Here is a 13,387-nt window from a genome sequence, read left to right on the forward strand (position 1 = left end):
AGGGTTACGGCGGTCATAGCGTGGGGGAAACGCCCGGTCCCATTCCGAACCCGGAAGCTAAGACCCACAGCGCCGATGGTACTGCACCCGGGAGGGTGTGGGAGAGTAGGACACCGCCGGACATAAATTAGGTAGGGCCCTGACAGTGCATGTCAGGGCCCTATGCTTTTAACCGCACCGGTAGAGTTGATGGTCATGAGCAGCCTCTTCAGCCACGGCCAGGATCCCTTTGGAAGCGACGACACCGGCGGCCAGGACCCGCTGGAACCCGTCGTGAGTGCAGTGGTGGTCCCCGGAAGCGTGGCCCACGCCTTCGCCGGCTTCACGGACCATACCCACCTCTGGTGGCCCCTTGAGTCCCATGGCGTCTACGGCGCTGACTCCTATGTGGAGTTCGAGGAGAACCTGATCCTTGAAACAGCGGATGACGGGCGCACAAGCATCTGGGGCACACTCGATGACTGGCAGCCCCCGTTATCCTTCCACGCCACGTGGCACCCCGGCTCCACTGCACTGTGGTCCACGGAACTCCTGGTGGTCTTCAAGGCGGTGCCGGATGGAACCGAGGTCCGGGTGTTCCACGAAGGCTGGGAAGGTGCCGAAGACCCGGAAGCAGCGCGTGCCGGGTACGTGGAAGCTTGGCCCAGGATCCTGGCCAAATATGCGCGGTTCATGGGATCACCAGAGGACGCGGAAGAAGAAGCCAGCCAGCCGTCCTCGAAGTGAGCAGCAGAAGGACAACCAGCCCCTGGCCCTAGACTGGGTAAAGATGTTCGACGGCGGGTGGAGGCTTTGGTGGGAAGCATTGTTGATGAGCTCGAGGGCCTCCTCGCTTCCGGGCAGGTGGAGGTTGGCGAGGCCGCACTCCGGCGCTACGCCGTGGACCAGGCTCCGATCATCGACTTCCAGCTGCCGCTGGCCGTGGTTTTCCCGCAGTCGGTGGCAGACGTCCAGGCCGTGGTGCGTGCTTGCGCCGACCGGGGAGTGGCGGTGGTACCGCGGGGCGCAGGCACCGGAGTGTCCGGCGGTGCCCACGCCACCAGCAACTGCATCGTCATGTCTCTTGAGCGGATGGACCGTATCCTCGCCCTGGACCCTGACGACGAGACAGCAGTTGTGGAGCCAGGCGTGGTCAACGCCGTACTCAACGAGGCCGCAGCCGGTTACGGACTCATGTACGCCCCGGATCCGGCCAGCTTCCGCTCTTCGACAATCGGCGGCAACGTGGCTACCAACGCCGGCGGGCTGCGCTGCGCGAAGTACGGGGTAACCCGGGACTCTGTCCTTGCCCTGGACGTGGTACTTGCGGACGGGTCCCTCCTCCGCACCGGACACCAGACCTTCAAGGGGGTGGCCGGCTATGACCTCACCGGACTGTTCGTTGGCTCGGAGGGGACCTTGGGCGTCGTTGTTGGCGTCACCGTACGCCTAAAGTACCTGCCGAAGGAAGTGCACACCGTAGCGGCTTTCTACCCGGACTTTCGAATGGCCGCTGCAGGGGTCCTGGCCGTCGGCAGGGCACGGGTGCAGCCTGCCATTATGGAACTGCTCGACGGCGGTACGCTGGCGCAGCTTGACGGGATCCATGGCTCGGACCTCACCTCGCGCGGCGGCTCGCTGCTGCTGGTCCAGACCGACGGGTTTGGCGCCGCGGCGGAAGCGGGCGTGGTGCGGGAAGTCCTGCGTGCCGGCGGCGCGGCAGTCACCACGGAAGCCAGCGCCGAGGCGGAACGGCTGGTGGAACTCCGGCGGCACAGCAGGGGAACAGAGGTGGATGACGAGTACCGGGTGGGCGAGGACGTGGCTGTGCCGCGCTCACGCCTGGTGGACTACGTCGCTGCCCTCGAGAACATGGCCGTCCATCACAACGTAAACCTCAAGGTGGTGGCGCACGCCGGGGACGGCAACCTTCATCCCACCTTCTGGATTGAACGGCGCGGCAACGCCGTAGACCCGGGCGCAATGGGCCGGCTCCAGCATGCCCTGGACGAATCCATCACGGCAGCCCTTGAAATGGGCGGCACCATTACGGGCGAACACGGCGTGGGCCAGTACAAGCTGCGGTGGCTGGGCCAGGAGCAGCCCGAGCCCCTCCGCGAGCTTCAGCGCCGCATCAAGGACCTCTTCGATCCTGCAGGCATCCTGAACCCGGGCAAGGCAATCTAGCTAGTCGTCGGCGTCGGGGTACTCATCGATGGACTCTTCGGCCCCGTACCGCGACTCCTCGGTCTCCGCTTCAAGGATCTTGAGCATCCCGGTGTCCGGGTTCAGCATGATCGCGGCCTCGTCACGCCGGTGCCGCAAAATGGAGTCGATGTAGGACTGCACTGCCTCCGCCAGCGGGATGTTACGTTCCTGCTTCTCCGACATGTACCAGCGGTGTTCCAGTACCTCGTGGACCACCTCGGCCTGCTCCAGCTTTCCGGACAGGTTCCGCGGGATGGACCGCACAATAGGCTCGAACACCTGGCTCACCCAGAGGTGGGCGCTGTATTCCTCGTCCATGCCCGGATTGTTGTCCGCCCGGAACGAGTCCATGTCGTTGAGGAGCCGGCGCGCCTGGTTCTCCTGCGCGTCCAGGCCGGTGAGGCGGAGCAGCCGCCGCTGGTGGTGGCCCGCATCCACCACCTTGGGCTGCAGCTGGATGGTGGAGCCGTTCTGGGTGGTCTTGATGGCATATTCCTCGACGTCGAAGCCGAGTTCATTGAGGCGCCGGATACGGGCACCCACACGCCAGCGTTCGCCGAGCTCGAAGGATTCCTTCTCCGTCAGTTCCGCCCACAGCCGGCGGTAGCTGTCCATGATGAGCTCGCTGGTGGCCACCGGGTCCACCTTCTCCTCGATCAGCCCGCCGTCCAGCAGGTCCATCAGCTCACCCGCGATATTGACCCGGGCAATCTCGAGGTCGTATTCGCGCTGGCCCGTGGACAGGTCCGGATACAGCTCACCGGTTTCGGCATCCACGAGGTAGGCGGCGAAGGCACCGGCATCACGGCGGAACAAAGTGTTGGAAAGGGAGACGTCGCCCCAGTAGAAGCCGATCAGGTGCAGCCGCACCAGGAGCAGCGCCTGGGCGTCGATCAGGCGGGTAAGGGTGTCCTTGCGCAGCATCTGCGAGAACAGCGCCCGGTACGGCATGGAAAACTTGAGGTGCCGGGTCACGAGCACCGGATTGAGCGGCCGGCCGTCCGGCGTCGTGCGGCCGGTGATGACCGCCACCGGTTCCACGCAGGGCACGTCCAGCCGGGCCAGCTTGCGGAGCATGTGGTACTCGTGCCGGGCAACGTGCTCGGAGGTCTCCTTGATGGCGATCACCGAGCCGCCCAGGTGGGCGAACCGGACGATGTGCCGCGAGATGCCGCGTGGGAGCGCCGCCAGGTATTCTGCCGGCCAGTCCTCCAGGGCGATGTGCCACGGCAGGTCCAGCAGCTCGGGGTCAGCGGCGGCGGCCGTGATGTTCAGGGAACTGACCACCGGGGCAGCCTTGCCGTCATCGGCGCTGGCGGCCACGAAACGCGGCAGTTTCCCGATCTGCGCGTAGTCGGTGGGTTCGTCGTGCCACTGGGCGCTGTGTTCCTCTGTCATGGCTCAATTCTTCCGTACTCGGACGCAGGCGGCTAAATTGCCGGCGGGCAGGTTAAATGCCGACGGCGGCCCATCCGCAAGGAGGGCCGCCGCCGGTTGGTCAGGCGGGGGCTACTATCAGTCGCCCAGGCGCAGGCCGGTCTTGGTGTCGAACAGGTGCACGTGGCCCGACTGCGGACGGACGTAGATGGCCTCGCCCTTCATCGGAGGACGGCGGCCGTCGACGCGTGCCACGATGTCGTGGTCCTTGCCGTCGAGCGTGGTGTGGCCGTAGACGTAGGCGTCGGCGCCCAGCTCCTCGACAACGTCAACTTCCACCTTCAGGCCTTCGCCGTGCGGAGCGGTTTCGAGGTCCTCGGGACGGCTGCCCAGGGTAACGGTGGAGCCGTGTGCCTCTTCGAGGACGTCCCGCGGCACGGGGTAAACGGTGCCGCCGAACTGCACGCCGCCGTCGACGACGGGAAGTTCGAGCAGGTTCATGGCGGGCGAGCCGATGAAGCCGGCAACGAAGACGTTCTTGGGACGGTCGTAGAGGTTGCGCGGAGTGTCGACCTGCTGCAGCAGGCCGTCCTTCAGCACGGCAACGCGGTCACCCATGGTCATGGCCTCGACCTGGTCGTGGGTGACGTAGACAGTAGTGACGCCCAGGCGGCGGGTCAGGGACGCGATCTGGGTGCGGGTCTGGACACGGAGCTTGGCGTCCAGGTTGGACAGCGGCTCATCCATGAGGAAGACCTGCGGGTTACGCACGATGGCGCGGCCCATTGCGACACGCTGGCGCTGGCCGCCGGAGAGTGCCTTCGGCTTGCGGTCCAGGTACTGCTCGAGGTCCAGGAGCTTCGCGGCTTCGCGGACACGCTCGGCGCGTTCTTCCTTGGAAACGCCTGCGATCTTCAGGGCGAAGCCCATGTTGTCGGCCACGGTCATGTGCGGGTACAGCGCGTAGTTCTGGAAAACCATCGCAATGTCGCGGTCCTTCGGGGGAACATCGGTGACGTCGCGGTCGCCGATCAGGATGCGGCCTGCGTTGACGTCCTCAAGGCCGGCGAGCATGCGCAGCGAGGTGGACTTACCGCAACCGGAGGGTCCGACGAGGACCAGGAATTCGCCATCGGCGATGTCGATGTTGAGCTTATCGACGGCGGGCTTTTCAGTGCCCGGGTACAGACGCGTAGCGTTGTCAAAAGTAACTGTAGCCACAGTTGTCAATCCCTTCACCGGCAGGTACGTGCCGGACGATCCGTTGTGAATGGTTCATGTTTGTTCAGTTTTGATGCATCACACTTTCGACGCAACCCACCGAGTGACGCCGCACGTTGCCTGTGCGCCACATCACAAGCAAGAGTATGGCAGACGCTTCGCTTAATGTCGCAAATGTTACGGACGTCACACGCCCGCCGGTTCCGGCCCTAGCCGGACGCTGCTGCCGGGTCTTCCTCCGCCACGGCGACACTCCGCTCCTGAAGGAGCGTTTCCAGCAGTTCCGCCACGTGGACGGGCGCTTCCACGCGGTATTGGGCCTGGGTGAAGTCCAGGCCCACCTTCACGCCCACATCGCCCGGCTCGAGGCGGGCAAAAGCGTCTTCATCGGTGGTGTCATCACCGGCGAACAGGACAGCGGTCGCCCCGGTGACCTGCCGCAGGAACGTGACCCCCTCGCCCTTGGAAGCGTTCACCACCGACGTTTCAAGGACCCGCTTGCCGTTCTTGAGGAAGACACCCTTGCGGTCCTGCAGCAGCGAGCGGGCAGCAGCCACCGCATCCTCGGCGACGTCGTCTGCTGCCTGGCGCGTATGCAGCACGACGCCTGCAGGCTTGTCCTCCAGCATGGTGCCGGGGGCTTCCGCCACGATCTCCGCGAGGATGGCGCGGACCTCGGCCAGCAGGGCCTCCTGGTCCTCATCGAGCGTCAGGCCGGCGGATCCCGGTCCCAGCCACGCTTCCGCGCCGTGGCTGCCGATGAGCAGCGAGTCCACCGGCGGCGACGCGACGGCGCGCAGGCTGGCGAGGGCGCGGCCCGAGATGAGGGCCGTCGTCGTGCGCGGCAGCACCGCGAGCCCCGCGAAAGCCGCCGCTGCGCGCGGGAGGGGACGGGCGTCGTCGGCGTGCGCCACAATGGGCGCCATGGTGCCGTCAAAGTCCATGGCCACCAGCAGGTGGCCGGTGCGGGCGATGTTCCGGATGGCTTCCCGCAGTTCCGGTGACAACGCCAGTTGACCTGCAGTGTGGCGGTCAGGAGTCATCCCGGACCACCTTCTCCTTCAGTGCACGCAGGAAGTCGGCAGACCAGTGGTCGACGTCATGCTCGAGGATCTGTTTCCGCATGGCGCGCATGCGGCGTGAGGCTTCGCGCGGGGACATGTCTACGGCGTTCATGATGGTGTTCTTGAGGCCGGCGATGTCGTGCGGGTTGACCAGCAGGGCCTGCTTGAGCTGGTCCGCGGCGCCGGCGAACTCGCTCAGGACCAGGGCGCCGTCGTTATTCGTCCGGGCCGTGACGTACTCCTTGGCCACCAGGTTCATGCCGTCCCGCAGTGCGGTGACCAGCATGACGTCCGCCGCGAGGTACAGCGCCACCATCTCCTCAACGGGGTAGCTGTGGTGCAGGTAGCGGACGGCCGTGTTTTCGATGGTGTCGTAGGTGCCGTTGATATGGCCCACCGTGCCTTCCACCTCCTCACGAAGCAGGCGGTACTGCTCCACGCGCTCGCGGCTGGGGGAGGCAACCTGGATCAGCGTGGCCTCGCCCACCGAGAGCTTGCCGTCCGCCAGGAGCTCCTCGAAGGCCTTGAGCCGGTGCCGGATGCCCTTGGTGTAGTCCAGCCGGTCCACTCCCAGCAGGATGGTTTTGGGGTTGCCCAGGTCCTGGCGGATCTGCCGCGAACGTTCGATAATCTCCGGCTTGCGCGCCAGCTCGGTGATCTGCTTGACGTCGATGGAAATGGGGAACGCCTGGGCGCGGGCGATGTGGGTGAGGTCGCCGTTGTGGTCCTTGACGTGGACCTGCTGCTGTTTGACGCTGGCGCCCAGGAAGCGGCGTGCGGAGCGCATGAAGTTGCCGGCGTCGCTGGGCCGCTGGAATCCCACCAGGTCCGCGCCCAGCAGACCGTCAATGATGGCGCGGCGCCACGGCAGCTGCGCGAAGATTTCCGGCGGGGGGAACGGAATGTGGTTGAAGAACCCGATGCGCAGGTCCGGCCGGGCTTCGCGCAGCATCCGCGGCACCAGCTGCAGCTGGTAGTCCTGGACCCAGACGGTGGCGTTCCGGTCCGCATGCCGTGCGACGGCGTCGGCGAACCGCTGGTTGACCTTGCGGTATGTCTCCCACCAGGTCCGGTGGAATTCCGGCGGGGCGATGACGTCGTGGTACAGCGGCCATAGCGTGGCGTTGGAAAAGCCTTCGTAATACAGTTCAACGTCGTCAGTGCTGAGCTGTACGGGCACCAGGTCCATCCCGCCGTGGCTGAATGGTTCCACCGTCTCGTCCGGGGCGCCGTGCCAGCCCACCCACGCGCCGTCCGTGCGGGTCATCATGGGCGCCAGTGCTGTAACCAGCCCGCCGGGGGAGCGGCGCCAGCCGGAGCCGTCGTCCCCGTCCTCGCCCGGCGCACAGCGGTCTACCGGCAGGCGGTTGGACACCACCATGAACTCGTACTTCGTCTCGCCTGCCTGGCTGCCGGCGGCGGCTGCCGTGTCCGTGTCAGCGGTTTTTTCCTGGACGGGTGTTTGCATTGCGGCCCCCTGGGGTTGCTTGTGCCTCTTAGCCCACCCTAACGGGACGGAATCATCGGTGCTATTCGTCCGTTGGTCAAGAGGGGCCAATACTTGAAGAGGCAAGCTCTCAGGTTTCTCCCCTAAAATATTGGAAGTGCCACGAAGTGGTCCCCCCACGTCGATCGACCCAAGGAACACATGAGCCCTGCAAACGAAGTACGCAAGTCCAAGGCTGAGCGAACCGCGGAGGCGCGCGAAAAGGCCCGCCTGATCCGGGAAGCGCAGCTCAAGAAGGACAAGCGCAACAAGCTGCTGATCGGCTGGGGCATCGTGGCGGCCGTGGTGGCCATCCTTGCGGTCGTGGCCCTGGTGGTCACCACCAGCATCCGGCAGAACACCCCCATCGCGGACCAGGGTCCGGTGCCGGCAAACGGCAACGTCAATGGCGGGGTAACCCTGCTGGCCAACACCGAAGTCAAGGATACGGAACCGGCTTCAGTGGACATCGCCAATGTCCCCGCCAAGCCGGATACCCTGCCCAGCCCCGTTGTGGCCCCCGGCGCCGAGGCCGAAGAAGGGCAGCCCGTCAAGGTTGTCGCCTACATCGACTTTATCTGCCCTGTGTGCAAACGCTTCGAGGACACCTACAACGATGCCCTGACGGGGCTCCGCAATGAGGGCAAGATTTCGCTCGAATACCGTCCGCTTGGCTTCCTGGACCGGATGTCCAGCACCAACTACTCCTCGCGCGCCGCGAACGCGGCCGCCTGCGTTGCGGACCAGGCGCCGGACAAGTACGCCGAATACATCGACGTCCTGTTCACCAACCAGCCCGCCGAGGGTGGTGCCGGCCTCTCCGATGACCGGCTCAAGTCCTTGGCCAGCGAAATTGGCGCAGACATCAACAGCTGCGTTGATGACAAGACCTTCCGTCCGTACGTGAAGTACTCCACCCAGCTTGCATCCAACACCGGTATCACCGGAACGCCCACCGTCTTCATCGACGGCAAGCAGTGGGACGGCGGCACCGACCTGAACGCCGAAATCCAGGCTGCGATAGACGCCAAGGCCTAAGGCCGCCAGGATCTCCGCCAGGGGCCTGCCTCCGGAATTACTCCGGGGCGGGCCCTTTCGTTTGGCAGTACCGCCCGGCAGTTCCCTATCGAAGCGTTTTTACCACCGGCCGGAGTTTGGGCTACGCTTATCTGGCGCCGTGCAGGCGCCGCCCGCCAGGGCATGCCTCCTTAGCTCAGTTGGCCAGAGCACCGCTCTTGTAAAGCGGGGGTCGTCGGTTCGAATCCGACAGGGGGCTCCACGCCGGCCGCAGCAGCGTACCTCCTCCTTTCCGCCAGCCACGGCAGCCCTGCCGGGGCTAAGCTGATGCCATCCGAAAAATCAGCCTGCTGATCAAAGGAGGATGGGTGCCATGCCCAAGACCGGCAAGAACAACCATGCCCGCAAAGACGAACTGCCGTCCACGCTGCAGCGCTCGGACCAGAAAGCCCAGGACACTTTCGCCAAAACCTATGACTCCGCCCTCGAGTCCTATGACAATGACGAGGGCCGTGCCGCCCGGGCTGCCTACGCCTCGCTGAAGCACAGTTACGAGAAGGTGGGCGACCACTGGGAACCCAAGGACAAGAAGGGCCCGTCGGACAAGCGTGCCGAGGAAGGCATCAAGTCCTCGGAACCCACCGCCGGGGGCGTGGACGCGAATGCGTCCAAGGAGCACTTGTACAACCTCGCCAAGAAATTGGACGTCAAGGGCCGCTCCAGGATGGACAAGGATGAGTTGGTCAAGGCGTTGCAGAAGGCCAACGTCGCCGCCACCCGCAAGGCAAGGGAGTAAGCCTCCCGCCAGGCCTGCCTGCGCTCTTGCCGTAACGCGTTCCAGGGTGTCGAATCAGAGGACACGTTAGGACGGGTTGAACGGCAATGACGCCAGGAGGTTCCCATGTCAGTGAAAGGCACCAAGGACTCAGCGAGGACATCCGGCGGTCGCACTGGGCCTGAACAGCGCCGCGGGGACGCTTCTTTAGGAATCGCTGCCGAGGAGCCTGCCAGGATCCGCAACATAGCCCTGGTAGGACACTCAGGCGCGGGCAAGACCATGCTCATCGAGGCCCTGCTGGCTGCCAACGGCATGATCACGCGCAAGGGATCCATTGCCGACGGGACCACGGTCAGCGATTCCGATCCTGCCGCGGTCCACCAGCAGCGATCGGTTACGCTCTCGCTGGTGCCGCTGTCCGTGGACGACATCAAGGTCAACCTGCTGGACACCCCGGGCTATCCGGACTTCATCGGGGAAATGCGGGCGGGGCTGCGGGCTGCGGATGCCGCCCTTTTTGTTGTCTCCGCCGTGGACGGCATCGATGCCACCACCACCGCGCTGTGGGGTGAGTGTGAGCACGCAAGGCTGCCGCGCGCCGTCGTGATCTCCCGGACGGACCACCCAAGGGCGGATTACGACGCCGCGCTCGCCGAGTGCCGGAAGGCGTTCGGCGAAGGCGTCCTCCCGCTCTATGTCCCGGTACGGACGGGCGGGGATGTCACCGGCCTCCTTGGACTGCTGTCCGGGACCGTCACCGACTATTCGTCGGGGGAGTCCCCCGCGGCAAGGGAAGCCGACGCCGGGGAACTCGCCAGTACCGAGTCGGCCCGGGGTGAACTCATCGAAGGAATCATCGCCGAGAGCGAGGACGAATCCCTGATGGACCGCTACCTGGGGGGAGAGGACATCGACACCGCGGTTTTGATCGAGGACCTTGAAACTGCCGTGGCACGCGGCTCCTTCTTTCCGGTCCTTCCCACCTCGGCGGTCACCGGACTGGGCAGCGCCGAACTCCTCGAGGTGCTGGTCCGCGGGTTTCCCCCTCCAACGGAGCGGGGGCTGCCCGAGGCGACGGACCTTTCCGGCCAGCCCGCGCGGCGGCTGGCCTGCGACCCGTCAGGCCCTTTGGCAGCGGAGGTGGTACGCACCTCCAACGATCCCTTCCTGGGCCGGATCTGCCTGGTCCGGGTGTTCTCCGGCACCCTGCGCGAGGATACGCCCGTGCATGTGAGCGGACACGGCCTGGCGGACCGCGGCCACCAGGACCACGACACTGATGAGCGGGTTACCCATATCTACTCGCCCCTCGGCTCCGCCCTGCGGCCGGTGCCGTACAGTGTGGCAGGCGACATGTGCGCTTTGGCCAAACTGGGAAGCGCCGAAACGGGGGACACTATCTCCTCCCGGGACCACCCCCTTCTGCTGGCCACCTGGGACATGCCAGAACCCCTGCTTCCGGTGGCGGTGGAACCCGACTCACGCAGCGACGAGGACGCCCTTGCCCGGAGCCTGGGCAAGATCGCTGCCGGTGATCCCACGCTTCGGGTGGACCGGAACGCCGAGACACACCAGCTGGTCCTCTGGTGCATGGGCGAGGCGCACGCCGAGGTGGTGCTGGACCGCCTCCGCGAACAGGGCGTGAAACTCCACACCGTGGATGTGGTGACGCCGCTCCGGGAAACGTTCGCGGCGCCGTCGGCGGGGCACGGCCGCCACGTGAAGCAGTCCGGCGGACACGGCCAGTACGCCGTCTGCGACATCGAAGTGGAACCCCTGGAACGCGGTGCCGGGTTCGAGTTCCTGGACAAAACGGTGGGCGGCGTGATTCCCGGAACCTTCATTCCGTCCGTGGAGAAGGGAGTGCGGGCGCAGATGGAAAAGGGCGTTTCCGCCGGGTTCCCGGTTGTCGACGTGCGCGTGACGCTCGTGGGCGGCAAGGCGCACAGCGTGGATTCCTCGGACGCCGCGTTCCAGGCCGCCGGCGCCCTGGCCTTGCGGGAGGCAGCCGCAGCCGGGAAGATCCAGCTCCTGGAACCGGTATCCGCCGTGGGCATCACCGTTTCGGACGAACACGTCGGCTCCGTCATGAGCGACCTCTCGGGCCGGCGCGGCAGGCTCACCGGAACCACCTCCACCGGGGACGGGCTGACGGAAATCAGCGCTGAGGTGCCGGACCAGGAACTGCTGCGGTACGCCGTCGAACTCCGTGCACTGACGGCGGGTACCGGACGGTTCACCCGCCGCTACCTGCGGCACGATCCCGTGCCGGCCAGCTTCAGCCCGTCCTGACCCCCGTCCCCGATGAACCCGGCCGCCCGGAAAATCCAGCGCATCTACCTGACGCTGACGTTGGGCAACACCCTCGCAACCTCGTTCATCTGGGGAATCAACACCCTCTTCCTGCTCGATGCCGGGCTGAGCAACCTGGAAGCCTTCGCCGCCAACGCCTTCTTCACGGCCGGCATGGTGCTCTTCGAAGTGCCCACCGGGGTGGTGGCGGACGGCTGGGGACGGCGCGTGTCGTTCCTGCTCGGCACCATCACCCTGGCCTCCTCAACCTTCCTCTACTACCTGCTCTGGCAATGGTCCGCCCCGTTCTGGTGGTGGGCCGGGGTGTCAGTGCTGCTGGGCCTGGGCTTCACCTTCTTTTCCGGGGCGGTGGAGGCCTGGCTGGTGGATGCGCTGCACTTTTCCGGCTACGACGGCGGCCTGGAGGCGGTGCTCGGGCGCGGACAGATGGTCTCCGGCGTAGCGATGCTTGCAGGTTCCGTCGCCGGCGGCGTGATCGCCCAGGCAACCGACCTAGGGGTGCCCTTCCTGCTCCGCGTGGGTGTGCTGGTGGCGATGTTCGCAGTGGCTTTCCTGCTCATGCGCGACGTCGGCTTCACTCCGGAACGGTCGCCCCACCCCCTGCGGGCAACCCGCACGGTCCTGAAGGCCTCGATCGACGGCGGCTTCAAGCATCCGCCGGTCCGGTACATCATGCTCGCTGCACCGTTCACGGAAGGCGTGGGCTTCTATGTCTTCTACGCCCTCCAGCCCTACCTGCTGCAGCTTTTTGGAGATCCCCGCGCCTACGCCGTCGCGGGCCTGGCGGCAGCCATCGTGGCCGGCGCGGACATCGTGGGCGGATGGATGGCGCCCCGGGTCCGGAAGCTGGTCCGGAGGCGCACCAGCGTGCTGATCGCCAGCAACCTGGTCAGCGCAGTCATCCTGGTGGTGCTGCTGTTCACCACCACATTCTGGCTTGCTTTGGTGCTCCTTGCCCTGTGGGCCGTGGTGGGAGCAGCCGGAACGCCGGTGCGCCAGGCCTACCTTAACGACATGATTGCGTCCAAGCAGCGCGCAACCGTCCTCAGCTTCGATTCCCTCATGGGATCCAGCGGCGGCGTGGTCATCCAGCCGGCGCTGGGCCGGAGCGCGGACCTTTACGGCTACCCGGCGTCCCTGGCCATCAGCGGAGCCGTGCAGCTGCTGGCCGCACCGTTCATCCTCCTCAGCCGCCGCCAGCGCTCGCAGGCGGACACGGCGTCGGACCTCGCGGCAGCGCCTTAGCCGCCCGGATTAACGCCGGCGAGACCCCGGGGAAACCTCCCCACAACAATCCCGGCATACGTTTCAGGAATGACAGCTGATGCCCTGCGCCGGCTCCGCGCCTGGCTTACTGATACGCTCACCTACGACCCGCAGGGGGAGGCCGCGGACGCCATGGCTGATGCCACCCGTTGGGGCTGGCTCCCGGCACTGAGCGGGGTGGCGACGGGCGCGGAACAGGCCAGGGCGGTGCACGCCGAAACCCTGCACAGGGGCAGCGGGATACGCGCCTAAACCCCCTATTGCGCCGGGAGCGGGATGATGCCCTAAACTGCATCACTGAGGTGCCGGAAATGGCGCTGCGCAGCAACGAAAGTGAACAGGCTATGGCTACCGATTACGATGCTCCACGCAAGCAGGAAGAAGAAACTCCTGCCGACTCACTCGAGGCCCTCCAGGCGTCCCGCGGCGGCAACGCCCAGACCGCGGTCATTGACGTCGACGAGAACGATACCGCCGAGGGCATCGACCTGCCCGGAGCCGACCTTTCCAACGAGGAACTGACGGTCATTGTCGTTCCCGAACAGCAGGATGAGTTCACCTGCTCCTCATGCTTCCTGGTTCGCCACCGGTCCCAGGTTGCCCGTGAGAAGAACGGCATGAAGTACTGCATCGAGTGTGAAGGCTGACGCCCCGGCCAGCAGTCCGGGAACGCCGGCC

The 13,387-nt window shown here is 65.9% G+C and carries 12 protein-coding genes, 1 tRNA gene and 1 rRNA gene; 10 read left to right on the top strand and 4 right to left on the bottom strand.

From position 1 onward, the window contains the following. The first annotated feature begins 5 nt into the window (after positions 1-5). The 3 genes from rrf (at position 6) to ACLH0K_RS04120 (ending at position 2,166) form a co-directional block, all read left to right on the top strand. Positions 6-122 (top strand): 5S ribosomal RNA (rrf, locus tag ACLH0K_RS04110). A 73-nt stretch (positions 123-195) separates the two neighbouring features. Then, on the top strand, positions 196-726 hold the full coding sequence (locus tag ACLH0K_RS04115) for a hypothetical protein (RefSeq protein WP_411375575.1): 531 nt from the start codon (positions 196-198) through the stop codon (positions 724-726). A 69-nt stretch (positions 727-795) separates the two neighbouring features. Then, positions 796-2,166, top strand: coding sequence for an FAD-binding oxidoreductase (locus ACLH0K_RS04120; protein WP_411375576.1), 1,371 nt, complete (start codon positions 796-798; stop codon positions 2,164-2,166). On the opposite strand, the gene ACLH0K_RS04125 is transcribed toward ACLH0K_RS04120, so the two are convergent. From ACLH0K_RS04125 to ACLH0K_RS04140, 4 genes are all read right to left on the bottom strand, one after another. After that, on the bottom strand, positions 2,167-3,585 hold the full coding sequence (locus ACLH0K_RS04125) for a DUF4032 domain-containing protein (protein ID WP_411375577.1): 1,419 nt from the start codon (positions 3,583-3,585) through the stop codon (positions 2,167-2,169). A 117-nt stretch (positions 3,586-3,702) separates the two neighbouring features. Then, complete coding sequence (locus ACLH0K_RS04130) at positions 3,703-4,785, bottom strand: ABC transporter ATP-binding protein (RefSeq protein ID WP_009359150.1); 1,083 nt, start codon at positions 4,783-4,785, stop codon at positions 3,703-3,705. A 209-nt stretch (positions 4,786-4,994) separates the two neighbouring features. Continuing rightward, the gene (gene otsB / locus ACLH0K_RS04135; protein ID WP_411375578.1) at positions 4,995-5,828 is read right to left on the bottom strand and encodes a trehalose-phosphatase; all 834 of its coding nucleotides are present in this window, start codon (positions 5,826-5,828) and stop codon (positions 4,995-4,997) included. Beyond that, positions 5,818-7,317, bottom strand: coding sequence for a trehalose-6-phosphate synthase (locus tag ACLH0K_RS04140; RefSeq protein WP_411375579.1), 1,500 nt, complete (start codon positions 7,315-7,317; stop codon positions 5,818-5,820). The genes otsB and ACLH0K_RS04140 overlap by 11 nt, the downstream gene beginning before the upstream one ends. A 180-nt stretch (positions 7,318-7,497) precedes the next feature. Between ACLH0K_RS04140 and ACLH0K_RS04145 the strand changes: the two genes are divergently transcribed. The 7 genes from ACLH0K_RS04145 (at position 7,498) to ACLH0K_RS04175 (ending at position 13,356) form a co-directional block, all read left to right on the top strand. After that, complete coding sequence (locus ACLH0K_RS04145; protein ID WP_411375580.1) at positions 7,498-8,373, top strand: DsbA family protein; 876 nt, start codon at positions 7,498-7,500, stop codon at positions 8,371-8,373. Positions 8,374-8,537: 164 nt separating this feature from the next. After that, a tRNA-Thr gene (locus ACLH0K_RS04150) sits at positions 8,538-8,614 on the top strand. Positions 8,615-8,725: 111 nt separating this feature from the next. Beyond that, the gene (locus ACLH0K_RS04155; RefSeq protein ID WP_411375581.1) at positions 8,726-9,148 is read left to right on the top strand and encodes a ChaB family protein; all 423 of its coding nucleotides are present in this window, start codon (positions 8,726-8,728) and stop codon (positions 9,146-9,148) included. 105 nt (positions 9,149-9,253) lie between these two features. Beyond that, entirely contained in the window at positions 9,254-11,422 is a 2,169-nt protein-coding gene (locus ACLH0K_RS04160; RefSeq protein ID WP_411375582.1) for an elongation factor G-like protein EF-G2, read from the top strand. Positions 11,423-11,434: 12 nt separating this feature from the next. After that, complete coding sequence (locus ACLH0K_RS04165; protein WP_411375583.1) at positions 11,435-12,688, top strand: MFS transporter; 1,254 nt, start codon at positions 11,435-11,437, stop codon at positions 12,686-12,688. Positions 12,689-12,757: 69 nt separating this feature from the next. Next, positions 12,758-12,961 carry a hypothetical protein gene (locus ACLH0K_RS04170; protein ID WP_411375584.1) on the top strand — a complete coding sequence of 68 codons (204 nt, stop codon included), beginning with the start codon at positions 12,758-12,760 and terminating at the stop codon, positions 12,959-12,961. 92 nt (positions 12,962-13,053) lie between these two features. Next, positions 13,054-13,356, top strand: a complete 303-nt coding sequence (locus ACLH0K_RS04175) for a DUF4193 domain-containing protein (RefSeq protein WP_411376400.1) — start codon at positions 13,054-13,056, stop codon at positions 13,354-13,356. Positions 13,357-13,387: the final 31 nt, after the last annotated feature.

The organism is Arthrobacter sp. MPF02 (genome assembly GCF_046605375.1).
Taxonomy (GTDB): Bacteria; Actinomycetota; Actinomycetes; order Actinomycetales; family Micrococcaceae; genus Arthrobacter.